Source organism: Streptomyces sp. NPDC002676 (assembly GCF_053592455.1).
The window spans coordinates 24,353-49,960 of sequence record NZ_JBSFVT010000008.1 but is presented as its reverse complement, the minus strand read 5'-3'; the positions used below and the strand labels follow the sequence as shown (position 1 = coordinate 49,960).

Here is a 25,608-nt window from a genome sequence, read left to right as displayed (position 1 = left end):
GGAGTTGACGGAGCGGGAGGAGGGGAAAACAGGGAGAGGAGAGAGGAAGGGGTGATGGTCCTCGTGGCCTACAAGTTGGTCCAGACCAATCCGAGTGTCAAGAGGTCCAGACCAGAATCGCCTTCGGTTCGATGCTCAACCTGTCCTGTTTTGAAGTGACTTGGGTGCTGTGAGTTCCACGCGAGCTACACAAACGCTGTTCTCCGGTCATTCAGCCGTGGATACAGTGCTCACGTAGTCACGCAGTGAAGTCGTCCTGGTGCGCTGGAGCGACTCCGGTGGGCCGGCGGGTGTGAAGAGCGGAGTGCGCGCGTGCCAACTGCCATTGCCGTGACCAGTGCCGACATGGCACTGCCGGCGCAGGACGAACGGACCATGCCTGCCGTCGTGCTGGACGGCCTCGACCGACGGCCGCTGGAGCACGCGCTGACCGAACTCCACGGCCTCATAGAGCAGTACGGGTACGTGATCGTCGTGTGCTCCAGCGCCACCCCGGAGCCCGTGTTACGGCGGCTGCACACCCTGCGCTCGCTGCTGGAGAGCGACCGGGTCGCCGTCTTCCGGCCCGAACTGCCGCCCCTCGGCATCGCCGTACTGGCCCGGCAACTGCGCCAGCTCGCCTCCTGCGACCTGAGTCCGGGCGTGCTGGCCTCCGCCGGACGGCTGCTCACCCACTACATCCACGCCGGTGCCGTTCTCGGCTCGGTGGCCCGGCTGGACCGCGTACCCGTCAGCCTCAAGGCACACGCCAAGTCCTGGGTCCCCGGCAGCCAGTTCGCCGTGCTCGCCCATCCCGAGCCGCAGCTCGTGCGGATCGGGCCCGGCGCCGCCCCGCTCAAGGGCCCCGACTTCAGCACCTGGATGCTCGTCGCCAGGGGACAGTTGCAGAGCGAATGGATCGGCGAGCTGGCCAAGGAGTGGGGCGTGCACGGGCTGCGTGAGGCCCCGCTGCCCGCCGAGTCGTCGGTGTGGTGGGGCACGGGGCGGGCCGTCGAGTTCTGCAGCTATCTCGCCGACCTGTCGGTGCTCTACCAGCTCGTCACCTCCGTACGGCAGAGCAGTTGCCACTGGTGCGGCATCGACGTCATCGGCGACCGCTGCGTCTTCTGCTCGGCCAACCCGCCCGTCCACGAACCACCCGCGCACCGCGCCCTGGAGCAGGGCGCCCCGGGTCAACGGGCCCTGGAACAAGGCAACCGCCGAGGACAACGCGCTCTGGAGCAGCGCACGCCCGCCTGACCGGCCCGGGCCCGGGTCCGGCCCCGCAAGCACCCGCACACATCCCGCTCGACCGATTCCCCCAATGAGGTTGCACGGTTCATGAACTCCCGTCAGCGCCGCGGCGTGATACTCCTGACCCTGTCGGTCCTGTGCGCTCTCGGCGCGTTCGCCGGCGTGCTCTCCGTCATCGACAACGTGCAGTCCAAGGTCGGCCACGAGGTCACCGCCTACCGGGTCAGGTCCGACGTGCAGCCGTACACCGCCCTGGACACCGGCCAGTTCGAGAAGATCAAGATGCCCAAGCGGTGGCTGTCCGGCAACGCCGTGACCGATCTCCGCCAGATCCAGGGCAAGATCGCGGTGACCACGCTGCGCCAGGGCTCCCTCCTCCAGACCGACATGATCGTCGACCAGCCCGCCCTCCAGTCGGGGCAGCAGGAGGTCGCCATCATGATCGACGCCGCCACCGGTGTCGCCGGCAAGATCACCCCCGGCTCGCGGGTCAACGTCTATGCCACCTTCGAGGGGAAGAAGGAGGGCGACCCAGACCAGTCGAAGATCATCGTGACCAACGCGCGCGTCCTCGACGTCGGCCGGATCACCGCCCTCGACCCCGACAGCAGCAAGGACCAGCAGCAGCCCACCGAGGCGGTCCCCATCACCTTCGCGCTGTCCACCCTCGACGCCCAGCGCATCACCTACGCCGAGTCCTTCGCCCAGCGGGTCCGGCTCGCCCTGGTGGCCCCCGGCAGCGAGACCAGCGTCCCCGACAAGGACCGCACCTACGAACTCGCGACGGACAAGTGAGAGGCGGCCGAGCATGCCCACCAGGATCCTCCCGGCCGGCGCGGACCCGGACGCCGTCCGCTCCCTCGTCACCCTGCTCAGCCAGCTCCCCGACGCCGAACCGCAGCCGCCCCTCGGCGACTCCACCCAGCTGGTCGACGCCCTCGCCCGCCTCGCGACGGAGTCCGTGGACGAACTGCCCGAGGTGGTCGTCGTCCACGAGCGCATCGGGCCCGTCCCCGCGCTGGAGCTGATCCGCGAGGTCGCCCTGCGCTTCCCGGCCGTCGGCGTCATCCTCGTCACCACCGACGCGAGCCCCGGCCTGTTCGCCGCCGCCATGGACTCCGGTGCCCGCGGCCTCGTCGCGCTCCCGCTGTCGTACGACGAACTCGCCAGCCGCGTGCAGGCCGTCGCCCAGTGGTCCAGTGGCGTACGGCGCCATCTCGGCCACGGAGCCGACGTGTTCGGCGGCACCGGCGGTACGGTCGTCACGGTCAGCGGAGCCAAGGGCGGGGTCGGCGCGACCCTGGTGGCGATCCAGCTCGCGCTCGCCGCCCAGGCCTCCGGCCGGTCCACCGCCCTCGTCGACCTCGACCTGCAGACCGGCGACATCGCCTCCTACCTGGACGTCCAGTTCCGCCGCTCGGTCGTCGACCTCGCCGCCATCACCGACATCTCCCCGCGCGTCCTCGCCGACGCCGTCTTCCGCCACGACACAGGCCTCGCCCTGCTCCTCGCCCCCGCCGAGGGCGAACGCGGCGAGGAGGTCAGCGACCGCGCAGCCCGGCAGATCGTCAGCGCCCTGCGCTCCCGGTACGAGGTGGTCGTGGTGGACTGCGGCGCCCAGCTCGGGGGCGCCGGCGCGGCGGCGGTGGAGATGGCCGACACCGCCCTGCTGGTGGCCACCCCCGACGTGATCGCCGTACGCGCCGCCAAGCGGACCGTGCGCATGTGGGACCGGCTGCAGATCCGCAAGGCCGAGGAGACGACCGTCGTCGTCAACCGCCACAGCCGGGGTACGGAGATCCAGCCGGCGCTTGTGCAACGCATCACGGGTACGGCGATGGCACGTACGGCCGTGCCAGCGGCCTTCAAGGAACTGCAAGGAGTCGTGGACGCCGGGCGTCTGCACGAACTCGACGGCAAGAGCACGGTGAGGCAGGCGCTGTGGACCCTTGCGGGGGAGCTGGGGCTGGCCAAGGCCGTCGAGGGGGCCTCCCATCGCGGGGGCGGGGCGCGTGGGTCGGTCGGTTTCCGGCGGCGGAAGGAGTGAGGGCCGATGAGACGCCTGGGGAAGGACGACCGGGGGCAGGTCAGCATCGAGTTCCTGGGGATGACTCCGCTGATCGTGCTGACGTTGGTGCTGATGTGGCAGGCCGTGCTGGTGGGGTACACCTTCACGCTCGCGGGGAACGCTGCGGACGAGGGGGTGCGGGCGGGGACGGCTGCGACTCAGGGGGAGAGGAGGGGCGTGTGTCGGCACGCGGCACTGCACCATCTGTCCAGGGCGTGGCGATCGGGCGTGAAGTTCAGACAGTGCGGCGGGACCGGATACGTGAAGGCGGACGTAGGCATAAAGGTTCCCGTGCTCTTTCCCGGGCTGATCAACTTTCCCGTCAGGGTGTGGGGCCATGCCGGTGCCGTGGAGGAGGTGAAGGACTGAGATGTCGTACGGACGGATACGGCGGAGACGGCGTGATGGAGGCCAAGTCGCCATCGAGTACCTCGGGTTCATACCCGTACTGCTGATCGTCGGGTTGGCCGGGATCCAGATCGGGGCGGTTGCCTACGCGGCCGAGCAGGCCAGCACGGCGGCTCGGGCGGGGGCGCGGGCGGCCTCGCTGGGGCATGGCGCGCAAGGGGCGTGCGACGAGGCGGCCGGCCTCCAGGTGCACTGCGACCCCGTCCTGGGAACCGACTCGGTCAAGGTCACCGCCACCGTCGCCATCCCCCAGATCCTCTGGAACTTCGGCACGGCCACCAAGACCGCCACCATGCCGCTCGACCACCACTGAACGAGGAGGTGCCACCCATGAGTCTGCGGGCACGGATCAACTCACCCGAGGAGCACGGCAGCCGGGGTGAGGACGGGCATCTCGTCGCCTCCTACCGGGCCAAGCTGCTGGAGGAGATCGACCTCGCGGAGATGAGCGCGCTGGCCGCCGCCGAACGGCGGGCGCGGTTGGAGCGGGTGCTCGGGCACATCATCAGCCGTGAGGGCCCGGTGCTGTCGACCGTGGAGCGTTCGCAGCTGATCCGCCGGGTGGTGGACGAGGCGCTCGGCCTCGGCATCCTGGAGCCGCTGCTCGAGGACGCGTCGATCACCGAGATCATGGTGAACGGACCGGACGCGATCTTCGTCGAACGCGGTGGCCGGGTCGAGCAGTTGCCGCTGCGCTTCGTCTCCGTGGACCAGCTGATGCAGACCATCGAGCGGATCGTGTCGACGGTCAACCGCCGGGTGGACGAGTCGAATCCGATGGTGGACGCCCGGCTGCCGTCCGGCGAGCGCGTCAACGTGATCATCCCGCCGCTGTCGCTGACCGGCCCCACGCTCACCATCCGCCGCTTCCCCCGCTCGTTCACGCTCCAGGAGCTGATCGGCTTCGGCTCGCTCGACGAGCACATGGTGTTCCTGCTGGCGGGCCTGGTGCAGGCGAAGTTCAACATCATCGTCTCCGGCGCCACCGGCACCGGGAAGACGACCTTGCTCAACGCGCTCTCCGGCCTCATCCCGCCGCATGAGCGCATCATCACCATCGAGGACTCGGCCGAACTCCAGCTCCAGCAGACGCACGTGGTCCGGCTGGAGTCACGGCCGCCGAACGTCGAGGGCAAGGGCGAGGTCACCATCCGCGACCTGGTGCGCAACTCGCTGCGCATGCGGCCCGACCGGATCGTGGTCGGCGAGGTGCGCGGCGGTGAGTCCCTGGACATGCTCCAGGCGATGTCCACGGGCCACGACGGCTCCCTCGCCACCGTGCACGCCAACAGCGCCGAGGACGCCCTCACCCGCCTCCAGACCCTCGCGTCCATGTCGGACGTGGAGGTCCCCTTCGTGGCCCTGCACGACCAGATCAACAGCGCCGTCGACGTCATCGTCCAGCTCACCCGGTTCGCCGACGGCGCCCGCCGCATCACCGAGATCGCGCTGCTCGACAGCCACGGCGGGGAGCCGTACCGGCTGGCGACCGTGGCGCGCTTCCACGCCCAGCCCATGACCCCCGACGGCCGGGTGTACGGCACCTTCGAGTACCACCCGCTCCCACGCCGTACCGCCGACCGCCTCTACATGGCGAGCCAGCCCATCCCGCAGGCCTTCGGAGTCGCCCGCTCCGCGGAGCAGCTCGCCACCCGAGAAGCCAGGTAGGACCCAGGACCATGGAACTCCACACCCTCGTCCAGCTGACCAGCGGCGTCGCCCTGCTGACCTGCGTCCTGGCCGTCGCCGGCGTGCACAGCTACGCCGCGGGCCGGGCCCAGCGGGCGGAGCTGATCGACCGCCTCTCGCACACCGGGGCGGCAGCGGTCACCGGCCGCCGGCGCCGCTTCCGCAACCTGGACCGGCGGCTGCGCCGTACGGCACTGGGCCGGAAGCTGGAGCTGCGGCTCGCGGCGACCGGCCTGGACGTCACCCCGGGCGAGTTCTTCGCCTACATGCTCGCCACGGTCGCCGCCCTGTGGCTGATCGGCGAGGCCACCCTGGCGCCCTTCTTCGGCCCCCTGGCAGGGCTCCTGGGCGTCTGGGCTGCGCTCCAGTTCCTCAACTGGCAGCGCCAGAAGCGCATCGAGCGCTTCATCAACCAACTGCCCGAACTGGCCCGCATCCTGGCCAACGCCACCCAGGCCGGCCTCGCCCTGCGCACCGCGATCGGCATGGCCGCGGAGGAGCTGGAGGCTCCGGCGGGCCAGGAACTGGCCAAGGTCTCCGACCAGTTGGCGATCGGTCACTCGATGGAGGACGCGCTCGGCGAACTCGCCGACCGGCTGCCGTCCCGGGAACTGGTCGTGCTGGTCACCACCCTGGTGCTGTCGAACCGGGCGGGCGGCCAGGTGGTCTCGGCGCTGAGGAACCTGACCGAGACGCTGGAGGAGCGCAAGGAGACCCGGCGCGAGATCCGCACCCAGCTCTCCCAGGTGACGATGACCTCGTACGCCGTCCCCGTCCTCGGCGTCGGCGCCCTGTTCCTGATGAACGCCGTGAAGGACGGCGCCCTGGACCGCATGACCGGCTCACCGATCGGGCAGGCGTGCGTGATCATCGCGTTCGGCCTGTACGCCGTCGGCTTCGTCCTCATCCGGCGCCTGAGCCGGATCGACGTCTGAGGGGGCGGCTGCCTGATGGGTACCGGACTCGTGGGACTCCTCCTGGCCCTGGCGATGGGCGCGAGCGTTTTGGGCATCTTCACCGGCATCCGCATGTACCGCGCGGACGCCAAACTCCCCGGCGACCTCGCCGTCGCCCTGGAGGTCGGCGCCACCCGCACGGGTGCGGTGGGCTCGGTCGTCGACCGCCTGGGCATGCGTTACGCCCCTGCGGTGCTACGCCTGATGGGCCCGCGCCTGGTCGCCAGGTACCGCCGCAGGATCGACCTCGCGGGCAACCCCGGCGGCCTCACCATCGACCGCTACGCGGCCCGCCGCGCGGTCTACGGCGCGCTGGGCGCCGTGGGCTTCCTGGTCTTCCTGCTCCGGGGCCAGTGGTTCGTCGCCCTGCTGCTCCTGCTCTTCGGCGCCTTCTGGACCGAGGTGGGCATCTGGTCGGCGATACGCATCCGCAAGGACGTGATCGAACGGACCCTGCCCGACTTCCTGGACGTGCTCGCGGTGGTGGTGAGCGCCGGGCTCGGCTTCCGGCAGGCCATGGACCGGGTCGCCTCGCGGTACGAGGGCCCGTGGGCCGACGAACTCCGCATCACCCTGCGCCAGATGGACCTCGGCATGAGCCGCCGACAGGCCTTCGCGGAGCTGCGGCGCAGGAACGACTCCGAGCAGGTGGCCATGTTCGTCACGGCCCTGCAGCAGGGGGAGGAACTGGGCGCGCCCATCGTCGACACCCTGGTCGCCCTGGCCAAGGACATGCGCCGCACCGACGCCCAGAACGCCCGCCGCAAGGCCGCCCGCGCGGTCCCCAAGGCCACGCTGATGATCACCACGTTCATGGTTCCGGCGACGATGCTCCTGCTGGGCGCGGGGCTGATCCTGGGCTCGGGCGTGGACTTCGGCTCGCTCACGGGGAAGTGAGGGGCGGGGTGGCGGTCGCAGTGGAGGAAGGGCAATTCCGTCCGGCGGAGTCGGAGCAACGGCGATTCCGCCCGCCGGAGTCGGAGCGATGGTCCCGTCCGGTGGAGGCGGCAGGGTCCCAGCCGTCGGAGGAGACACGGTCCCAGCCGTCGGAGGAGACCCCGTTCCGGCCGTCGGAGAAGATCCAGATCCGTGCCCTGCAGGCCATGTGCCGGCAGGTCTTCGGGTTCCGGCTGGCCATGATCGCCGTGGCCGCCCCCGCCGCCCTCCTCAACGCTGCCCCCGGCGTCGGCGTCCGTCTGGTCGGCGCGGCCGTCGTCGTCACCTTCATGGTGTCGTACGTCCTCTTCCGCGACTGGGAACGCTTCGGCCCCCTCCTCCTGCGCCACCCCAGCCTCCTGGCCGCCGACACCCTCTTCGGCTCCCTGCTGCTGATCTCGGCGGGCCCGGACACCACCCTCGCCTACGTCAGCGTCTGCACCCCCCTCCTCGCCGGCCTGGTCTACAGCTGGCGCGGCGCGGCCTGCTTCGCCTCGCTCCAGTCCCTGATCCTGCTGCTCGTCCACGCCACGCTGAAGGCCGACCGCCAGGCGGGCGTTGCCGAGTCCCTGCTCCTGCCCGGCCTGTGCGTCATCTCCGGCGCCATGGGTTCCACCCTGCGCAACCTGATGCTCCGCTTCGGCTCCGCCACCGAGGCCCTGACGGCGGTGCAGGCCCGCCTGGCGGCGACGGAGGCGGTGAGCGCGGAACGGGCCCGGCTGGCCCGCGAGATGCACGACTCGGTGGCCAAGACCCTGTACGGCGTGGCGCTCGCGGCGGACGGTCTGGCGGCCACGGCCTCCGCGACCGTCCCCGACCCGGACCGCATCCGCGAACAGGCGGAACTGGTCTCCCGCTCGGCCCGCCGGGCGGCGGCGGAGTCACGGGAACTGCTGACGGAGCTGCGGCGGGACCCGCCCATGGCCGAGAGCCGCCCGACGGATGTGTGGTGCGAACTGAGGTCCCAATTCAGGGATTTCACCGCCCGAACGGGCCTCCCGGTCACGTACGACGTTCTGGAGGGCAAGGGGCTGGAGGGCGAGGGTCTCCCGCCCATACCGGCCCCCTTGGCCCGCCACCTCCTCTCCATCACCGCGGAGGCGCTGGAGAACGCGCACCGGCACGCGGCGGCCACCCGGGTCGACGTACGCGCGGGAGTCCACGACGGTCTGCTTCGCCTCACCGTCCACGACGACGGCCGCGGCCTGCCACCGGACACCACCCTCGAACAGCTGCGCCGCTCCGGTCATTTCGGCCTGCTGGGGATGGTGGAACGGGCCGCGCAGGCGGGCGCCCGCATCCGGATCGGCCGAGGCGGCCACGAACGAGGCACGGAGGTCCGCGTGGAACTCCCCCTGACGGCACTCCAGGACACGTAGAGAGACGCGAGAGGAGGCACAAGATGCAGCACACTCACCCCGGGCGGGACTTCCCGCCACCGACCGCGCCGGCACCACTCCGGCTCCTGGTGGCCGACGACAACCCCGTGGTCCGGGCGGGCCTCACGGCCCTCCTCTCGGGCCGCGAGGACACCACGGTGGTGGCGGAGGCGGCGGACGGCCGCGAGGCGTACGAAGCGGCGCTCAGGTACCGGCCGGACGTCATCCTGCTCGACGTCCGCATGCCGGGCGTCGACGGAATCTCGGCGTTGCCACACCTGGTGCGCCTTGCCCCGGTCATGATGCTCACCTACAGCCACGAGACGGATACCGTCCGGGAGGCTTTGCGGCTGGGCGCCGGGGGATATCTGGTCCACGGGGAGTTCACGACGGAGCAGCTGGTGAGGGCGGTGCGGGACGTACGGGAGGGGCGGCCCCATGTGACGCCGGGGGCGGCGAGGGCGTTGCTGGTTGAGCTTCGGTCGAGTGCGAATGCACACGAGACCGTGGAACGACCGCTTCATTTAAGGACGTTAGCCTCCCCAGACCTTTCACAAAAGCAATCGAATGTGGGACAGTCATGGCGGTCGGCGTTCCAACTGAGTACGAGGGAGGCGGAGATCATGGACCTCATCGCGTCCGGCATGAGCAACCAGCAGATCGCCGCCGCGTGCTTCATCAGCGAGAAGACCGTCAAGAACCACATCAACCGCATCTTCGCCAAGCTCCACAGCACCACCAGATCCCAGGCCACGGCCAAATGGCTGGGGGTGGCCTGAGATGAACTGGGTCCGCAATTGGGTCCTGGGACCCTCTGCCGGGTGGGGTGTCGCGCAGTACGGTTCCGGGATCGCAGGCCGAGCTGGAGGGGAAGACCGTGAGCAACTGGTTCCACACCACCGTGGCGTACTTGCAGGCCCGCGCCGCCCGCGACGACCGTGGACAGACCGCGGTGGAATACCTCGGCATCATCGCCGTGGTCGTGGCTATCGTGCTGGCGATCACGGGTACGAGCATCGGGCAGACGATCTTCGACGCGATCAGGACGAAGATCTCAGAGGTAACCGGCAGCTGATTCAGCCGCGCCGGTATCGCGACGCAGGGCAGGCCTTCCCCATCTACATCACGGTGGTGGCGGGCCTGCTTTTCCTTGCGTTGGCCTACCTGGCCGTCGGCCAGGCCGCGGTCAGTCGGAGCGGTGCCCAGACTGCGGCGGATGCGACGGCGCTTGCGGCAGCCCAGAAGACACGGGACCAACTTGCGGCCCTGTGGGTGGACGACGTACTCGACCCGACCAAGTGGCAGGCCATCTTCCACGGCGAGGGGGGCAGCGACTGGTGCCGGAGTCGGAGTGTCACTCAGTTTGGCGCGCAGAACGGCGCGACGGCGTATTGCCACCACGATTCGCCCCTGAGCTACGTGGTTCATGCCGTGACGATCAAGAACGTTGGAGAATCCGTGGTCCCCGGCTCCGAGCGGTACCACGGGAACGCTTCCGCCCGTGCCGTGATCCAACCGCTCTGCAAGCCCGGTGAGGACGCGGGCGACGACGCACTGCCGAAGCTCATCTGCAAGGACCACCAGGACTGGGTTCTGAAGCCGGATGACCCCACCCATCTTCCCCGGCCCGAAGATCTCTTCGATGTCCACCTGGCCAAGTGACAGCAAGTCACGAACAAAGAAGGAAGCAGAGTCATGAGCATTCGGTTCACCGCGAGGGCCAGCAGGGGGATGGTCGCATTGACGGTCGTTGCCGGGCTGGCGCTCGGTGCGGCCGGCTGCGGCGGGAGTGGCGGCGACAAGAAGCCCGACAAGTCGGCGTCCGCTTCCCGGGCCAGTGGATCCAGCCCCAGTACTCAGGAAGGGCAGTCGGATACCCCCCTGGCCGAGCTGAAGGGCTCGGACGGCCTGCTGCTCCAGATCACCTCCGCGCAACGTGATTCGGGCGGCTTCGTCACGGTGAACGGCACCCTGAAGAACGACGGGGCCAAGAGCGTCCTCATCCCGTCCGCGCTGAGCGGAAACGAAACCGAGATCATCAGGAACGGCACATCGCTGGGCGGCGCCACCCTGGTCGATCCCAAAGGCAAGAAGCGGTACTACGTCCTGCGCGACACGGACGGTCGTCCGCTGACCACCACTGGCTTCTCGTCACTCAAGGCCGGTGACACCCTCGCGGTCTTCATGCAGTTCCCGGCACCCCCGGCGAACATCACCCAGGTGGAGTTCCAACTGCCGACCTTCTCCGCCGCCACCATCCAGATCTCCGGGTGAGGCCCCCGTGACCACACCACGCCTCCCCCTGGCCCTGACCGCAGCCGTGCTTCTGGTGGCCGCGAACCTCTGTTCTGCCGCCCTCGCCCACGCCGACTCCGGCCCCAGCGACCCCCCGGGCACCGAACCCTCCGCCACCGCCCCCGTGAAGGTCGACGCAACCGACCCGGATCTCAAGCTCCCCGAGGGCGCCACCCTCGCCGAGCCCAAGGTGCTGGACATCAAGTCGGTCGTCGAAGACCAGAGCGGAGACGAGCGCCGGGAGGACACCAACGCCGACGTGACCTTCGCGCTCCAGGCCGAGGTGCTGTTCGGGAAGGACAGCGCCAAGCTCGGTGCGGAGGCCAAGGCGCGTATCGCCACCATCGCCGAGGAGATCAAGAAGCAGAACGCGACCCAGGTCCGAGTCTTCGGCTTCACCGACGACCTCGGCTCCGCCGCCCACGGCGACATCCTGTCCAGGCAGCGCGCCAACGCCGTGCAGGCTGTGCTGGACCAGGACCTGAACGACCCGGACGTCACCTTCGAGGTCCGCGGCTACGGCGAGCAGTACCCGATCGCCGACAACTCCACCGAGGAGGGCCGCAAGAAGAACCGACGGGTCGAGGTCTCCTTCCCGCGCACCCAGGGCTGACGGGGGTCACGTCTCGACGGACACCCGCACCCCCGCCGCGAGTCCCCACCCCGCCATCGCCCCCGCCGCCGCCTCCAGCACGTGCCGCGCCCGCAGCCGTGGCAGCCCCATCCGGCCCGGCCGCATGGTGCGTACGGCGACGACGGTCAGGCGGCGGTCGAGGTAGGCGACGTCGATGGGCATCCGCATGCCGAAGGTGTGCACCCCGCTCGCGGGTGACAGCAGCATCGCCCCGTCGACCGAGTCCCGGCCCAGCAGCCCCTTGGTGCGGGCCCGGTAGGAGGCCGCGATCTCCAGCGGGAGCACGAGCGCCGGGCCGCCCTCGTCCCCGGGGACCAGCAGCCTGCCGTGCCCGTCCCGCCAGCGTCTTCCCATGCCGTCCCCTCCCGCACACCAGTGGCCCGAAGCCAGTTGTCCCTTCCCTTCCTCCCCACCGGGAAGGGGCCCAAGTCCGCCGAAGGGCATTGTCAGTGGTGCCTGTCAGAGTGACCGGTATGACAGACGTGAGCCTGCGGGCCGTGGTCGACGACGACCTCGAACTGTTCCTCGCCTTCGAGCACGACCCGGAAGCCGTCCGGCGGTCGAGATTCACGCCCCGGCCACGGGAGGCGTTCCTCCGGCACTGGCGCGAGCGGGTGCTCCCGGACCCCGACTGTCTCGTGCGGACGGTCGTCGTGGACGGGGAGACCGCCGGGAACGTCGTGTCCTGGACGGAGGACGAGCGGCGGTTCATCGGGTACTGGCTCGGCCGGCCGTACTGGGGTGGCGGCATCGGCACCCGGGCCCTCGCCCTCTTTCTCGACGAAGACCGCACCCGGCCGCTGTACGCCGACCCCTTCTCCGGCAACACCGCCTCGGTCCGCCTCCTGGAGAGACACGGCTTCGAGCGCGCGGGCACGGTCCGGCACGGGGAGGACGAGCACGTTCTGCTCGTCCTCGGGGCGCCGGGCGAGCCCAGCAGCTGAGACGCCGCGTGCGACCTGGTCAGTCCGTCCCCGTGGCCCGGGGGCGGTCCCCGGTCGCCCCGTCGATCAGCTCGCGCAGGATGTCCATGTGCCCGGCGTGCCGGGCGGTCTCCGTGGTCATGTGGACGAGGGTCCGGCGCAGGGAGACCGAGACGTCCAGCCAGGCGGGGCGGCCCTGCGTGTTCAGGGGCAGCTCGGTGATCATGCGGTCGGCGGCGGCGCGGGCGCGGGCGTAGAAGGCGACGATCTGCTCCGTCGTCTCGTCGGGGGCCGCCTGCATGTCCTCGCCCTTGTACGGGTCGAACCACAGGGGTTCCGGCTCGCCCCCGAACGTCTCCACGAACCAGCCGTACTCGACCGAGGCCAGATGCTTGACCAGGCCGAGCAGGCTCGTCCCGGACGGAGTCATCGGGCGGCGCAGCTGCTCGTCGTCCAGCCCTTCCAGCTTCCAGAGCACGGCGTCCCGGTGCCGGTTCAGGCTCGCGTGCAGGATGTCCTTCTCTTCGGAGTTCGTCTCGGAGCTCGTCTCGGAGTTCGTCATGCGCGCGGAAATTAGCAGGCCCCACTGACAACCCCCTGCGACCATGGGGTTCATGGCAGGGAACCGTACCTTTGAGGACCTCGTGGCGGAGGGGGCCGCCGTGCCCACCGAGGGGTGGGACTTCTCGTGGTTCGAGGGGCGGGCCACCGAGGCGCGGCCCTCGTGGGGGTACGCCCGCTCGGCGGGGGAGCGGCTGGCCGGAGCCGAGGCCGCGCTCGACATCCAGACCGGCGGCGGCGAGGTACTGGACTTCGCCCTGGCCACGGCCGCTCCGGCCCGGCCCCTGCTGGTCGCGGCCACGGAGGGCTGGCCGCCGAACCTGGCCAAGGCCACCGCCCTGCTGCGACCGCGCGGAGTCGTGGTCGTCGGCGCCCCGGACGACGTACCGCTGCCGTTCGCCGACGAGGCCTTCGACCTGGTCCTCAGCCGGCACCCGGTGCGTCCGGACTGGGCGGAGACCGCGCGCGTGCTGCGGCCGGGCGGCACGTACTTCGCCCAGCATGTGGGGCCGGCCAGCGTGTTCGAGCTGATCGAGTACTTCCTCGGGCCGCAGCCCGAGTCGGTGCGCAGCGGCCGGGACCCCGAGCGCGAGCGCGCGGACGCGGAGGCGGCGGGTCTGGAGGTCGTGGGGCTGCGGGCGGAGCGGCTGCGGATGGAGTTCCGCGACATCGCCGCCGTCGTCCATCTCCTGCGCAAGGTGGTCTGGCTGGTCCCCGGCTTCACCGTGGAGGCGTACGAGCCCCAACTCCGCTCGCTGCACGAGCGGATCGAGAGGGAGGGACCGTTCGTCGCGCACAGCGCCCGGCAGCTCTTCGACATCCGGAAGCCGGCGAACTGAGGGAGATCGGGCATTTCGGGATCACGTTCATCTCGCGTTCCCCCATGGTTTCCGCATCGTTATCGCGCAGAGTTCACATCCGTCCCACGTGTCACATAGGTTCACACCAAGGTAATTCGCGTCAGCAAAGCTGCGCGGGCGGTGTCGCGCAGCGGAGGGGGCTGCGCGGTGCCGTGATGCCGGATGATCTCCGCGTGGCCGCTCAGCGGAACCGTCAAGTCAACGTTCGCTCGCGACTCGCCCGTCCAGGGGACGGTCGGACAACTCGCCGAGGCGTCATCAAGACGGCCCAAACCCTCTGGTTCGATCCTTATCCGGTCGGATTGCCTGGGAATCCGCTGTGAATTTGCCGTGAGACACCCCTGAATCGAGTGTTCCCTGCACACCGGGGCGTCGCCAGGTGTGCGCGGAGAGTAGTTGTGGCACGCCGATGCACCCATCAGCCCTTACGAAGGGTTATGGTGGAAACCCCCCCTCGGGCCGGTCCGTCTCCCCCCCACGGACCGGCCCGTTTTTCTTGGGAACCACACAGCGAGGGACCGGCGTCCCCACGCAGGGGGCCCGAACCCCGAGCCCGGGCCAAGCCGACGGGCAGGGGTACGCTTCAACACCTGCACAACCCCGGAGGTCCCGTGAACCTGCGTGACAACCTGCGCGGCCTGCTCGTCAGGCTCTACGCGCGCCGGGTGGAAGGCCACCTCGACCACGCTCAGGTGCCCAAGCACATCGGCGTCATCATGGACGGCAACCGCCGCTGGGCGAAGGCTGCCGGCTCCAGCACCGTCCGCGGGCACCAGGCCGGTGCCGACAAGATCGAGGAGTTCCTCGGCTGGTGCACCGAGGCCGGCGTCGAGGTCGTCACCCTGTGGCTGCTGTCCACGGACAACTTCGATCGGCCGGAGGCGGAGCTGCGCCCCCTGCTCGGCATCATCGAGGACACCGTGCGCACCCTCGCCGCCGACGGCCGCTGGCGCGTGCACCACGTCGGCGCGCTCGACCTGCTGCCGGGCGGGCTGCAGCGCACCCTGAAGGAGGCCGAGGCAGCCACCTCGCACCGCGACGGGATACTCGTCAACGTGGCCATCGGCTACGGCGGACGTCAGGAGATCGCCGACGCCGTGCGCTCCATGCTCCTCGACGCCCAGGACCGGGGCGTGTCGATGGAGGACCTCGCCGAGTCCGTCGACATCGACATGATCGGCCGTCACCTCTACACCAGCGACCAGCCCGACCCGGACCTGGTGATCCGCACCAGCGGCGAGCAGCGGCTGTCCGGATTCATGCTCTGGCAGACGGCACACTCCGAGTACTACTTCTGCGAGGTCTTCTGGCCCGCCTTCCGCAAGGTCGACTTCCTGCGCGCCCTGCGCGACTACGCCGCACGTCACCGCCGCTACGGCGGCTGAGGCCGAAGAGTCCGCCCCGCCGGAGCCGAACCGCACGCCCCGCTCGCCGTCTTGGCGGCGGGGCGTTCCCTATACCCCGGTTGGTGCGGAAGTAACAAGGAGTTCACCAGGCCGCTCTCAGCCGCATTTGCATGGCAGCGCTTGTTCGAGGGCATAAGCCAAGCAGGTCGACACCCGAACCCCGGGCGTCGTATCTCAGCGGGCGGCTCGGGGCCGTCCGCCCGGGAGGCCCTTTTGCAACAGCCCGACCCGTGCGGCCACTGCACGGAAGCAGCCACGGAGGGCCGGTACCCGGCCCTCCGTACGCGGGGGCCAGGCATCGGCATGCATGCTCCCTCCTCCCGGCCCAGCTTCCACCTCGTCGCTCCCCGACCTCATCCGAGGGGGTACGTCCTTCCGTGGTGACCAGCACAAAGCGCCACAAGCCAGACCGGCGCACGTATGTTCTCGACACCAGCGTCCTGCTGGCCGACCCGAACGCCCTGACCCGCTTCGACGAGCACGAGGTCGTGCTCCCCATCGTCGTGGTCACTGAGCTGGAGGCCAAGCGGCACCATCCCGAACTCGGTTACTTCGCCCGCCAGGCGCTGCGCCTGCTCGACGACTACCGGGTGAAGAACGGCCGTCTCGATGCCCCGATCCCGATCGGGGAACTCGGCGGGACGATCCGTGTCGAGCTGAACCACTCGGACCCCAGCGTGCTGCCGACCGGCTACCGCCTGGGGGACAACGACTCCCGCATCCTCGCCGTGGCCCGCAACCTGCAGGCCGAGGGGTACGACGTCACCGTCGTCTCGAAGGATCTGCCGCTCAGGATCAAGGCGTCGTCCGTGGGTCTCCTCGCCGAGGAGTACCGGGCCGAACTCGCCATCACGGAGAACTCCGGCTGGACCGGAATGTCCGAACTGACCCTGCCCGGCGAGCAGGTGGACATCCTCTTCGAGGAAGGACACGTGTACGTCCCGGAGGCCTCCGACCTCCCCGTGCACACTGGCCTGACCATCCAGTCCGAGCGCGGCAAGGCGCTCGGCCGGGTCAGCGCCGAGGGCAACGTCCGCCTGGTGCGCGGCGACCGGGAGGCGTTCGGCATCAAGGGCCGCAGCGCCGAGCAGCGCATCGCGCTCGACCTGCTGCTCGACCCGGACGTCGGGATCGTCTCGATGGGCGGCCGGGCCGGCACCGGCAAGTCGGCGCTCGCGCTGTGCGCGGGCCTGGAGGCCGTCCTGGAGCGCCGTCAGCACCAGAAGGTCATGGTCTTCCGGCCGCTGTACGCGGTCGGCGGGCAGGAACTGGGGTACCTGCCGGGCACCGAGGCCGAGAAGATGAGCCCGTGGGCGCAGGCGGTCTTCGACACGCTGTCCTCGGTCACCAGCCGCGAGGTCATCGAGGAGGTCACCGCGCGCGGGATGCTGGAGGTGCTGCCACTCACCCACATCCGCGGCCGGTCCCTGCACGACGCGTTCGTGATCGTGGACGAGGCGCAGTCGCTCGAACGGAACGTCCTGCTGACCGTTCTGTCCCGAATCGGCGCCAATTCACGGGTGGTTCTTACGCATGATGTGGCGCAAAGGGACAATCTGCGCGTAGGCCGTTACGACGGTGTGGTCGCCGTCGTGGAGAAGCTGAAGGGACACCCGCTGTTCGCGCACGTCACGCTGACGCGGTCCGAGAGGTCCCAGATTGCAGCGCTTGTGACCGAAATGCTGGAGGACGGGCACATCTGACGTTCGTCTGACACGCGTTGGCGCCGTCCGGCAAAGGCCAAGAGCCTAGCCGGGCGGCGCCCTCGCGCGTGGAGCTTTCCGGAAACCCCCAGGGCCAAACGGGATGTGAGCTTTCACACGCAACGCAGAATTGCCACGCGGCGTCTGGGTGCGGCAGAGTCTCACTCCTGTCAGGCCCCGCATACGACACAGCTGTACCCCCAGCGGTACCGCACAACAGAAGCAGCATCAACTCCATAGCGTTCGTCGTATGCCGCCCGAGCTTCACGCGGCGCTCCCTTCGGGGGAGTTGCCCACCGGGCCCGTGCCTCCCGTGACCCTGCAGTTGGGAGGCCAGTGCCAGGGGCACGATTGCGTCCGCCAGGGTCACCGAAGCGGGCGATGCTGGAAGGAAACCGTGTGAGCCGGATTTCGGTCCGGGGATTCGCAGTGGCCTCGGCCACCGCGGTCACCGCTGTTGGAAGTGTCGTCGGCGTTGCCTCGGGCAGCACCGCACAGCCCAACAACGACGCCGAGGCGACGGCAGCCGACACTGCGCTCCTGGCGGACATCCCCGCGGGTGAGCAGGCGCAGGTGCAGAGCGCTTCCCTGACGCAGCAGGCCGACGCACAGGCCATCGCCGCGGACGCGAGCGCCAAGAAGGGCGCCGAGGAAGCGGCCCGCAAGGCCGCCGCGGAGACCGCGATCGCGAAGAAGGCGGCTGCGGAGCAGGCTGCGGCCAAGGCGGCCAAGGAGCGCATCGAGGCGAAGGCCGCGGCGAGCCGTGACACCGTTCGCGACTCCTCCAGCTTCCCCACCCAGAGCAGCTACACCGTCGCGCAGATCCAGGCGATGGCCCGTCAGATGGTGGGCGCGGGGCAGTACTCCTGCTTCAGCAACATCGTGGACCACGAGTCCAGCTGGAACTACCGCGCGGTCAACGCCGGCTCCGGTGCCTACGGCCTCTTCCAGGCCCTGCCCGCCGGCAAGTACGCCTCGGCCGGTGCCGACTGGCGGACCAACCCGGCCACCCAGATCAAGTGGGGCCTCAACTACATGAACGACCGGTACCACAGCCCGTGCCAGGCCTGGTCGTTCTGGCAGGCCAACCACTGGTACTAGGCCCGCCCCGGTCCGGCTGGTTCCGGCTCAACCTTGCGCAGCCCCTCCCCGTCCTTAGGGGAGGGGCTTTCGCCCTGTACGGTCGTATGCGAACGACTCCAGGGGGGAGTGGTGGCGATCACCCGGGGACGCGGGGGAAGAGGGCGGATGATGTCGCGAGTGCCAGGGTGGCTCGGCCGGCTCGGCGCCGGTCTCACGGAGATGAGTGAGCGCCTGGACGAGCGCCGCGCGGAGGTGGAGCAGGATCACGCGCCCGAGCCGGTTGCTGTCGGTTCCGCTGTCGCCGAGACCCGTGGTGCCGACGCCCGCGTCGCCGACTCCGGCACCGTCGACTCCGGCACTGCCGGCACGGCCGACTCCGGCACCGCCGAGGCCGACACCCGCGTCGCCGACTCCCGTGTCACCGACCCGGAGCCGAGTGTCGTAGCGCCGCCCGCTCCTCCGGCCCCGTCCCCAGCCCCAGCCCCGGCGTCGGCCGGCCCGCGTCCCGACCCCGCGCAGGCCGTGCCCTGGGGTGTCCGGGTCGCCGCCGAGGCGGGCTGGCGGCTGCTCGTGCTCGCCGGCACCGTATGGGTGCTGATGCGGGTCATCAGCTCCGTCCAACTGGTCGTCTTCGCCTTCGTCATCGCCCTGCTCATCACCGCGCTGCTCCAGCCGACGGTCGACCGGCTCTGCCGCCTCGGCGTGCCGCGCGGCCTGGCCACCGCGCTCACGGCCATCGGCGGCTTCGCCATCATCGGGCTGATGGGCTGGTTCGTGACCTGGCAGGTCATGGAGAACATCGACAGCCTCTCCAGCCAGATCCAGAGCGGCATCGACGATCTGCGCGACTGGCTGCTGAGGAGCCCCTTCCACGTCACCGACAAGCAGATCAACCAGATCGCCAAGAACCTCCGCGAGGCGATCGGGGCCAACGCCGACCAGATAACCTCCGCCGGGCTGGAGGGCGTTCAGGTCATCATCGAGACGCTCACCAGCATCCTGCTGGTGTTCTTCTCGACGCTGTTCCTGCTCTACGACGGCGCGCGCATCTGGCAGTGGTTCCTGAAGCTGGTGCCCGCCGCCGCCCGCCCCGCCATCGCCGGCGCCGGCCCGCGCGCCTGGCGCACGCTGACCGCCTACGTCCGCGGCACGGTCCTCGTCGCCCTGATCGACGCGATCTTCATCGGCATCGGCATCTACTTCCTCGACGTCCCGATGGCCGTGCCGCTGGCCGTCTTCATCTTCCTGTTCTCCTTCATCCCGCTCGTGGGCGCGGTCGCCTCCGGCGCGCTTGCGGTGATCGTGGCGCTGGTGACCCAGGGCGTCTTCACGGCCGTCATGACCCTCGCCGTGGTGCTTGCGGTCCAGCAGATCGAGGGCCACATCCTGCAGCCGTTCATCCTGGGCCGCGCGGTCCGCGTCCACCCGCTCGCGGTGGTCCTCACGGTGGCGGCCGGCGGTCTGGTGGCCGGCATCGGCGGCGCGGTGGTGGCCGTACCGCTGGTGGCGGTGACGAACACGGTGGTGGGGTACCTCAAGCAGTATGCGGAGGAGGTCCGGCAGAAGTCGGCCCCCGCGGCGGTCCAGGGCGAAAACGCCGAGAACCCCGCCCACGAAGGGTGAGCGGGGTTCCGTAGAGCGCGGCCGGACTACTCGGCCAGCACCGCCTCGGCGTCAAGGGTGACGCCGACCGCCTGGACCACGGAAGCGATCTTGAACGCCTCCTGGACCACCTCGCGGTCGACACCGGCCTTGCGCAGCACCTGCTCGTGCGAGTCCAGGCACATGCCGCAGCCGTTGATGGCGGACACCGCGAACGACCACAGTTCGAAGTCGACCTTGTCCACGCCCGGGTTGCCGATGACGTTCATCCGCAGACCCGCGCGCAGGGTGCCGTACTCGTGGTCGGACAGCAGGTGCCGGGTGCGGTAGAAGACGTTGTTCATCGCCATGATGGCGGCCGCCGACTTGGCCGCGTTGTACGCCTCCGGCGAGAGGTTCGCCTTCGCCTCCGGCTCCAGCTCGCGCAGCACGATCGGAGAACGGGAGGCGATGGCGGTCGCCAGCACCGTGCCCCACAGCTGCTGCGCGGGCAGCTCCGAGTTGCCGATGACCGAGCCCAGGTTGAGCTTCAGGTCCTTGGCGTAGTCAGGGACGCGGGACTTCAGGGAGTCGAGCGACATGGGGGTCACTCACCAGCCAGCAGCGCGACCGGGTCGAGGGTCTCGTCGCCCTTGCTCCAGTTGCACGGGCACAGCTCGTCCGTCTGGAGGGCGTCCAGGACCCGCAGGACCTCCTTGGGGTTACGGCCGACGGAGCCGGCGGTCACCATGGCGAACTGGATCTCGTTGTTCTGGTCGACGATGAAGACGGCGCGCTTGGCGAAGCCGTCCTCGCCCTCGATGCCGAGGTCGCCCATCAGCTCGTGCTTGGAGTCGGCCATCATCGGGAAGGGCAGGTCACGCAGGTCGTCGTGGTCCTTGCGCCAGGCGTGGTGGACGAACTCGGAGTCACCGGAGAAGCCGAGGACCTGGGCGTCACGGTCGGCGAACTCGTCGTTCAGCTTGCCGAACGCGGCGATCTCGGTCGGGCACACGAAGGTGAAGTCCTTGGGCCACGCAAAGATGATCTTCCACTTGCCCTCGTAGGTCTTGTGGTTGATCGTGTCGAACTCCTTGCCCTTCTCCAGCGAGACGCAGGCGGTCAGTTCGAACTCGGGGAACTTGTCACCGACAGTGAGCACACGCTCTCCTTGCAGCGAGGGAGCACCCCTTTTGAGGGCGTTTCCCTTGGGTTGGACGCCGACGATGGTGGCACAGGCGGCATTGATTAGGGAAATAGCTACACTCGGTCATGTTGATCGGAGGGAGCTATCAGTGACCAGTAGTAACGGCAAGCGGAGGCAGCCGACCCTCGCGCAGCTGCGTGCCTTCGCCGCCGTGGCCGAGCATCTGCACTTCCGGGACGCCGCGGCGGCCATCGGGATGAGCCAGCCCGCGCTGTCCGGCGCCGTCTCGGCGCTGGAGGAGACCCTCGGAGTCACCCTCCTCGAGCGTACGACCCGCAAGGTACTGCTCTCGCCCGCCGGCGAGCGTCTCGCCGTACGGGCGAAGGCGGTGCTGGCGGAGGTCGGGGCGCTCATGGAGGAGGCCGAGGCGGTCCGGGCGCCCTTCACCGGGGTGCTGCGGCTCGGGGTCATCCCGACCGTCGCGCCGTATCTGCTGCCCACCGTGCTGCGGCTGGTGCACGAGCGCTACCCGGACCTCGACCTCCAGGTGCACGAGGAGCAGACCGCGAGCCTCCTCGACGGGCTGAACACCGGCCGCCTGGACCTGCTGCTCCTCGCCGTCCCCCTCGGCATCCCCGGAGTGGTCGAACTCCCGCTCTTCGACGAGGACTTCGTGCTCGTCACCCCGCTCGACCACTGGCTCGGCGGCCGGGAGGGCATCCCGCGCGAGGCGCTGAAGGAACTCAACCTGCTCCTGCTGGACGAGGGCCACTGCCTGCGCGACCAGGCCCTCGACATCTGCCGGGAGGCCGGCCGCGAGGACAATCCGGTGACCACGACCGCGGCGGGTCTGTCCACGCTCGTCCAGCTGGTCGCCGGCGGCCTCGGCTGCACACTGCTGCCGCGCACCGCGCTGCGGGTCGAGACGACCCGCAGCAACCAGCTGCTCACCGGCTACTTCGCCGACCCGGCCCCGAGCCGCCGTATCGCCCTCGCCATGCGCACCGGCGCGGCCCGCGGCGCCGAGTACCAGGAACTGGCATCAGCCCTCCGCGAGGCCATGCGCCTGCTGCCGGTACGGGTGTTGGACGAGCGGGCCTAGCCGGATTCGGTAAGGACGGGCTACTCCGTCCGCAGCCCGTCCGGGCGCATCAGGCGCAGCAGCGGCGGCAGGCTCAGCAGGGTCACCGCGAGGACCACCACCGCGCCGATGCCGGTCAGCGACAGCACGCTCGACCAGTCCACGGTTACCGGTGTCGCCGTCATCTTCAGCAGGACCGCGCCCAGCGTCAGGCCCACCACCGAGGCCAGCAGCAGACCGAGGGCGATCGGGACCGCCGTCTGCCACAGCACCGACAGGCCCAGCGTGCGGCGCTTGGTACCGAAGGCCACCAGCGCCGACAGCAACTTGCGCCGCTCGCGCAGCTGCTCCAGCTGGGAGACCAGCAGGCTCGCGCCGATCAGCGCCAGCACACAGGTGGCACCGACGAGCAGGCCGGTCCGGATGGAGGTGAACTTCGTGGACTTCTCGCTGGACGCCCACACGATCGTGCTCGCCAGTGGGTCGACGTGGGCCGCCGTGTTGCGGACGTACTCGTGCACGTCCGGCACCGACTCGTCGAGCGACAGGTACACCTGACCTCTTGCCAGCCCGGCCATCCGGTGCGGCACGGCGGAGGGGGTCATCAGGAAGCCGCTGTCCCTGTATCTGTTCGGGCCTTCGATCGAGCGCACCTGCTTCAGGCCGCCAGGCACGGACCAGACGAAATCCCGGCCCTTGTAGAAGCCGTTGCCCGTGTCGAAGTAGAGCTTGCGGCCCGGCTTGGCGAGCTTCGCCACGTCGGCGTCCATCTCCTTGTCCCCGCCCCGCGCCACGAAGATGTCCCCGTCGTGGCAGGACGTCAGCCGTGCCACCTCGCGCAGCGCGGCGCAGTCGCCGACGGTCACGCTCGTCGAGGTGATCGGCCCGTCGTCGTTGTTCCAGCTCCGGTTGGCCACGTCGAGGACAGCGAGCGCGGTGGCCTTCCGTACGCCCTTGGTGGCGGAGAACTTGTCGGCGACCGAGAAGAAGGCGCCGTCCCGCGATATCTGGACCTCCATCTGCGTCCGCTCGACGTTCTGGCCGGTGGCCTTGGTGTAGTCGCTCTCGACGCCCGAGAACAGCATCTGCAGGGCGATCGCCCCGGCCACCGCGACGGCGATGCCGTTCACCATGCGGGCCGCCGAACCGCTGTTCAACTGCAGCCGCCGTACCGCCAGTTGCCAGCCGACATGGCCCGCGCCGAGCCGGGCGACCACGGCCTCGACGACCCATGGCAGCAGCGCGGTCACGCCGACGAGCAGCAGCAGGACGCCGCCGATCACCAGGTACTGGTTGAAATCGCCGTTCGACCGGCCCTGGCCGAGCATCGGGGCGAGCATCGCGAGGCCGCCCAGCGGCAGCAGCAGCCGCCACCACAGCCGGCGCCGCGAGGGCCTGGCCGCGCGGACCACACCCAGCGGCTCGATGACCACCCCGCGCATCGCGAACAGGGTGACCAGCACCGCTGCCGCCGGGACGGCGACGGCGACCAGCAGGGCCAGGGCGGGCGTCGGGTTGAGATAGCTGGGGAACACGCTGATGTCCAGGATCTCGACCGAACCGGCGAGATGACGGCCCAGCAGGAAGAAGACAGTGCCGAAGACCAGCCCGACCAGGGATCCCGCGAGCGCCTCGCCCGCGGCGATCCGCCGGGTCATCCGGCTGTCGGAGCCGACCAGCCGCAGCGCGGCCAGCCTGCGGTCGCGCCGCTCGCCGCCGAACCGTACGGCCGCGGCGATGAACACGGCGACCGGCATCAGCAGCACCACGAACACGACCAGCACCAGCAGGATCAGCACGGGGTCCGTCCTGTCGGGCGGACTCGGGTGCGGATTCCCGAACGCGCTGATCCGGGCAGTCTGCCAGCCGTTGATGCGCGGTGCCAGGTTCTTCGCGCCGGCGTAGTAGGCGAGTTCGTGCGAGCCGATGAGCCCCTGCTCGCCGATGGTCCCGACCACCCGGTACGGCAGCCGCTCGCGCAGCAGCTTCCCGTCGGTGGAGTCGAGCAGCCGCTTCAGCGCCGGGGAGACCACCATGTCGCCCGGCGCCGGGTACTTGGCCAGGCCCGGTGCGAGCGGCGCACGCGGCCCCTCGGGCTCGACCAGACGGCCGCGGATGTCGGAGCCGTGGTAGTTCGTGTCGGCGTCCGAGATCACCAGGGTGTTGGCGGCCTTCGGCCTGTGCTTCTGGTCGTACGTGTAGTCCAGGCGGGCCTCGTCGCGCTGGTGCCGTACCGCGAGGGCGTTCGGAATGGCGGTCGTCAGCAGCAGCAGCGCGACGCCGAGCCCGACACCGACCGCCGTCAGCAGCACCCGGACCCAGCCCTCGCGCCCGCCGGCGAACGCGAACCGGGCCCCCATGCTCAGATCCCTGGTCCACTGCCGGGCGTTCATATGGCGCGCTCCATGTCCCGGGACTTCCCGTCGCGTACAACGATCTCGCGGTCGGAGTAGGCGGCCACCCGCGCCTCGTGCGTGACCAGCACCACGGCCGCGTTGGTCGAGCGGGCCGCGTCGGTGAGCAGTTCCATCACGCGCTCGCCGTTGAGCGAGTCCAGCGCGCCGGTCGGCTCGTCGGCGAACAGCACGCGGGGCCCGGTGACCAGTGCGCGTGCCACCGCGACCCGCTGTCCCTGGCCGCCGGAGACCTCGCCGGGCCGCTTGCCCTTGAGGTCGTCGACCTCGAGGCGCTCCATCCAGCCCAGGGCCGCCTTCTCGGCCGCCTTGCGGGAGGTGCCGTTCAGTCTGAGCGGCAGTGCCACGTTCTCCACGCAGGTCAGCTCCGGTACGAGCTGCCCGAACTGGAAGACGAAGCCGAACTCGGACCGCCGGAGCGCACTGCGCTGGGCGTCGCTCATCGTCACGAGTTCCTGCCCGTTGTACGTGATCGAGCCCGAGTCCGGCGGCACGATCCCCGCGAGGCAGTGCAGCAGCGTCGACTTGCCGGAGCCGGAGGGGCCCATGATGGCGACGACCTCGCCGGGGTGGATGGAGAACCCGGCGCCGTCGAGCGCGACGGTCGGCCCGTAGGCCTTGCGCAGGTCCTGGGCGATGAGCAGGGAACCGGGAGGGGGAGTCACTTGGCCACCTCCGCACGGAGCTTGTCGAGGCGCGCGGCGGTCAGCTCCAGCCAGCGCAGGTCCGCCTCCAGGTGGAACAGGGCGTGGTCGCAGATCAGCTGGTCCGCGAGGTCCCCCTTGCGCTTGCGGTCGGTCAGGATCCGCATGCTGCGCAGGTGCTCGGCGCGCTGGGTGTCGAGGATGTCGGCCGCGTTGCGGTGGGTGAGCAGCGCGAGGACGACCTTGGTGTAGAGGGTCGACTGGAGGTACTCCTCGGGCTTCTCCGGGGTCCCGAGCCAGCGCTCGACATCGGTGATGCCGGCGTCGGTGATGGCGTACCGCTTGCGCTCCGGCCCGCCGCCCGCCTCGATCCCGTCGACCTCGACGAGGCCGTTCTTCAGCAGCCGGGACATCGTGGAGTAGACCTGGCCGTAGTGCAGCGGCCGGTCGTGACCGAACTTCTCGTCGAAAGCCCGCTTCAGGTCGTAGCCGTGACGCGGGCCGGACTCCAGGAGCCCTAGGAGGGTGTGACCGATGGACATGGCCGCACTCTACACATGGTGTATACGTCGTGTGTATACGCGCAGTGTGTAGATCACGGCCTGGA

The 25,608-nt window shown here is 69.9% G+C and carries 28 protein-coding genes; 21 read left to right on the top strand and 7 right to left on the bottom strand.

Annotated features, from left to right (window positions below):
* Nucleotides 1-345: 345 nt before the first annotated feature.
* The 14 genes from ACWD3E_RS23035 (at nt 346) to ACWD3E_RS22970 (ending at nt 11,577) form a co-directional block, all read left to right on the top strand.
* Nucleotides 346-1,239: a hypothetical protein gene (locus tag ACWD3E_RS23035; protein ID WP_451389676.1), complete on the top strand. Its 894-nt coding sequence runs from the start codon at nt 346-348 to the stop codon at nt 1,237-1,239.
* Between the two features lie 81 nt (nt 1,240-1,320).
* Nucleotides 1,321-2,028 carry a Flp pilus assembly protein CpaB gene (gene cpaB, locus ACWD3E_RS23030; RefSeq protein WP_451389425.1) on the top strand — a complete coding sequence of 236 codons (708 nt, stop codon included), beginning with the start codon at nt 1,321-1,323 and terminating at the stop codon, nt 2,026-2,028.
* Nucleotides 2,029-2,041: 13 nt separating this feature from the next.
* Complete coding sequence (locus ACWD3E_RS23025) at nt 2,042-3,280, top strand: AAA family ATPase (RefSeq protein WP_451389424.1); 1,239 nt, start codon at nt 2,042-2,044, stop codon at nt 3,278-3,280.
* Nucleotides 3,281-3,286: 6 nt separating this feature from the next.
* Nucleotides 3,287-3,670 carry a TadE/TadG family type IV pilus assembly protein gene (locus ACWD3E_RS23020; RefSeq protein WP_451389423.1) on the top strand — a complete coding sequence of 128 codons (384 nt, stop codon included), beginning with the start codon at nt 3,287-3,289 and terminating at the stop codon, nt 3,668-3,670.
* A gap of 1 nt (nt 3,671) precedes the next feature.
* The gene (locus ACWD3E_RS23015) at nt 3,672-4,022 is read left to right on the top strand and encodes a TadE/TadG family type IV pilus assembly protein (protein WP_451389422.1); all 351 of its coding nucleotides are present in this window, start codon (nt 3,672-3,674) and stop codon (nt 4,020-4,022) included.
* Between the two features lie 17 nt (nt 4,023-4,039).
* The gene (locus ACWD3E_RS23010; protein WP_451389421.1) at nt 4,040-5,377 is read left to right on the top strand and encodes a CpaF family protein; all 1,338 of its coding nucleotides are present in this window, start codon (nt 4,040-4,042) and stop codon (nt 5,375-5,377) included.
* Nucleotides 5,378-5,388: 11 nt separating this feature from the next.
* Nucleotides 5,389-6,333 carry a type II secretion system F family protein gene (locus ACWD3E_RS23005; RefSeq protein ID WP_451389420.1) on the top strand — a complete coding sequence of 315 codons (945 nt, stop codon included), beginning with the start codon at nt 5,389-5,391 and terminating at the stop codon, nt 6,331-6,333.
* A gap of 30 nt (nt 6,334-6,363) precedes the next feature.
* A complete protein-coding gene (locus ACWD3E_RS23000; RefSeq protein ID WP_451389675.1) occupies nt 6,364-7,251 on the top strand; it encodes a DUF5936 domain-containing protein in 888 nt (295 codons plus the stop codon).
* Nucleotides 7,252-7,352: 101 nt separating this feature from the next.
* On the top strand, nt 7,353-8,669 hold the full coding sequence (locus ACWD3E_RS22995; protein ID WP_451389419.1) for a sensor histidine kinase: 1,317 nt from the start codon (nt 7,353-7,355) through the stop codon (nt 8,667-8,669).
* A gap of 23 nt (nt 8,670-8,692) precedes the next feature.
* Nucleotides 8,693-9,448 (top strand): response regulator, encoded by a 756-nt coding sequence (locus ACWD3E_RS22990; protein ID WP_451389418.1) that lies wholly within the window; start codon nt 8,693-8,695, stop codon nt 9,446-9,448.
* A gap of 98 nt (nt 9,449-9,546) precedes the next feature.
* Nucleotides 9,547-9,744: a Flp family type IVb pilin gene (locus ACWD3E_RS22985; RefSeq protein ID WP_451389417.1), complete on the top strand. Its 198-nt coding sequence runs from the start codon at nt 9,547-9,549 to the stop codon at nt 9,742-9,744.
* The gene (locus tag ACWD3E_RS22980) at nt 9,741-10,331 is read left to right on the top strand and encodes a pilus assembly protein TadG-related protein (RefSeq protein WP_451389674.1); all 591 of its coding nucleotides are present in this window, start codon (nt 9,741-9,743) and stop codon (nt 10,329-10,331) included. Before ACWD3E_RS22985 ends, ACWD3E_RS22980 begins: the two co-directional genes overlap by 4 nt.
* Nucleotides 10,332-10,364: 33 nt before the next feature.
* Complete coding sequence (locus ACWD3E_RS22975) at nt 10,365-10,943, top strand: hypothetical protein (RefSeq protein WP_451389416.1); 579 nt, start codon at nt 10,365-10,367, stop codon at nt 10,941-10,943.
* Nucleotides 10,944-10,950: 7 nt separating this feature from the next.
* Complete coding sequence (locus ACWD3E_RS22970) at nt 10,951-11,577, top strand: OmpA family protein (protein ID WP_451389415.1); 627 nt, start codon at nt 10,951-10,953, stop codon at nt 11,575-11,577.
* Between the two features lie 6 nt (nt 11,578-11,583).
* Here the strand turns inward: ACWD3E_RS22970 and ACWD3E_RS22965 are convergent, their stop codons facing one another.
* Nucleotides 11,584-11,952: a DUF192 domain-containing protein gene (locus tag ACWD3E_RS22965; RefSeq protein WP_451389414.1), complete on the bottom strand. Its 369-nt coding sequence runs from the start codon at nt 11,950-11,952 to the stop codon at nt 11,584-11,586.
* Between the two features lie 119 nt (nt 11,953-12,071).
* Here ACWD3E_RS22965 and ACWD3E_RS22960 point away from each other — a divergent pair, with 119 nt between their 5' ends.
* Entirely contained in the window at nt 12,072-12,542 is a 471-nt protein-coding gene (locus tag ACWD3E_RS22960) for a GNAT family N-acetyltransferase (protein WP_451389413.1), read from the top strand.
* Nucleotides 12,543-12,561: 19 nt separating this feature from the next.
* Here the strand turns inward: ACWD3E_RS22960 and ACWD3E_RS22955 are convergent, their stop codons facing one another.
* Entirely contained in the window at nt 12,562-13,083 is a 522-nt protein-coding gene (locus ACWD3E_RS22955) for a DinB family protein (RefSeq protein ID WP_451389412.1), read from the bottom strand.
* Between the two features lie 52 nt (nt 13,084-13,135).
* On the opposite strand from ACWD3E_RS22955, the gene ACWD3E_RS22950 reads away from it, so the two are divergent.
* From ACWD3E_RS22950 to ACWD3E_RS22930, 5 genes are all read left to right on the top strand, one after another.
* On the top strand, nt 13,136-13,921 hold the full coding sequence (locus tag ACWD3E_RS22950) for a methyltransferase domain-containing protein (RefSeq protein ID WP_451389411.1): 786 nt from the start codon (nt 13,136-13,138) through the stop codon (nt 13,919-13,921).
* 632 nt (nt 13,922-14,553) lie between these two features.
* Nucleotides 14,554-15,327 carry an isoprenyl transferase gene (locus tag ACWD3E_RS22945; protein WP_451389410.1) on the top strand — a complete coding sequence of 258 codons (774 nt, stop codon included), beginning with the start codon at nt 14,554-14,556 and terminating at the stop codon, nt 15,325-15,327.
* 398 nt (nt 15,328-15,725) lie between these two features.
* Nucleotides 15,726-17,051 (top strand): PhoH family protein, encoded by a 1,326-nt coding sequence (locus tag ACWD3E_RS22940; protein WP_451389409.1) that lies wholly within the window; start codon nt 15,726-15,728, stop codon nt 17,049-17,051.
* A 399-nt stretch (nt 17,052-17,450) separates the two neighbouring features.
* The gene (locus tag ACWD3E_RS22935) at nt 17,451-18,152 is read left to right on the top strand and encodes an aggregation-promoting factor C-terminal-like domain-containing protein (RefSeq protein WP_451389408.1); all 702 of its coding nucleotides are present in this window, start codon (nt 17,451-17,453) and stop codon (nt 18,150-18,152) included.
* Between the two features lie 150 nt (nt 18,153-18,302).
* Nucleotides 18,303-19,757, top strand: coding sequence for an AI-2E family transporter (locus ACWD3E_RS22930; protein ID WP_451389407.1), 1,455 nt, complete (start codon nt 18,303-18,305; stop codon nt 19,755-19,757).
* A gap of 26 nt (nt 19,758-19,783) precedes the next feature.
* Here ACWD3E_RS22930 and ACWD3E_RS22925 read toward each other — a convergent pair whose 3' ends face one another.
* Nucleotides 19,784-20,317 carry an alkyl hydroperoxide reductase gene (locus tag ACWD3E_RS22925; protein WP_451389406.1) on the bottom strand — a complete coding sequence of 178 codons (534 nt, stop codon included), beginning with the start codon at nt 20,315-20,317 and terminating at the stop codon, nt 19,784-19,786.
* 5 nt (nt 20,318-20,322) lie between these two features.
* The gene (locus tag ACWD3E_RS22920) at nt 20,323-20,877 is read right to left on the bottom strand and encodes a peroxiredoxin (RefSeq protein WP_451389405.1); all 555 of its coding nucleotides are present in this window, start codon (nt 20,875-20,877) and stop codon (nt 20,323-20,325) included.
* 133 nt (nt 20,878-21,010) lie between these two features.
* On the opposite strand from ACWD3E_RS22920, the gene ACWD3E_RS22915 reads away from it, so the two are divergent.
* The gene (locus tag ACWD3E_RS22915) at nt 21,011-21,964 is read left to right on the top strand and encodes a LysR substrate-binding domain-containing protein (protein ID WP_451389404.1); all 954 of its coding nucleotides are present in this window, start codon (nt 21,011-21,013) and stop codon (nt 21,962-21,964) included.
* A 20-nt stretch (nt 21,965-21,984) separates the two neighbouring features.
* On the opposite strand, the gene ACWD3E_RS22910 is transcribed toward ACWD3E_RS22915, so the two are convergent.
* Genes ACWD3E_RS22910 through ACWD3E_RS22900 form a run of 3 tightly spaced genes read right to left on the bottom strand, consistent with a single transcriptional unit; the run spans nt 21,985 to nt 25,543 of the window.
* On the bottom strand, nt 21,985-24,336 hold the full coding sequence (locus ACWD3E_RS22910; protein WP_451389403.1) for an ABC transporter permease: 2,352 nt from the start codon (nt 24,334-24,336) through the stop codon (nt 21,985-21,987).
* On the bottom strand, nt 24,333-25,022 hold the full coding sequence (locus tag ACWD3E_RS22905; protein WP_451389402.1) for an ABC transporter ATP-binding protein: 690 nt from the start codon (nt 25,020-25,022) through the stop codon (nt 24,333-24,335). Before ACWD3E_RS22905 ends, ACWD3E_RS22910 begins: the two co-directional genes overlap by 4 nt.
* Nucleotides 25,019-25,543 carry a PadR family transcriptional regulator gene (locus ACWD3E_RS22900; protein WP_451389401.1) on the bottom strand — a complete coding sequence of 175 codons (525 nt, stop codon included), beginning with the start codon at nt 25,541-25,543 and terminating at the stop codon, nt 25,019-25,021. The genes ACWD3E_RS22905 and ACWD3E_RS22900 overlap by 4 nt, the downstream gene beginning before the upstream one ends.
* Between the last annotated feature and the right edge of the window lie 65 nt (nt 25,544-25,608).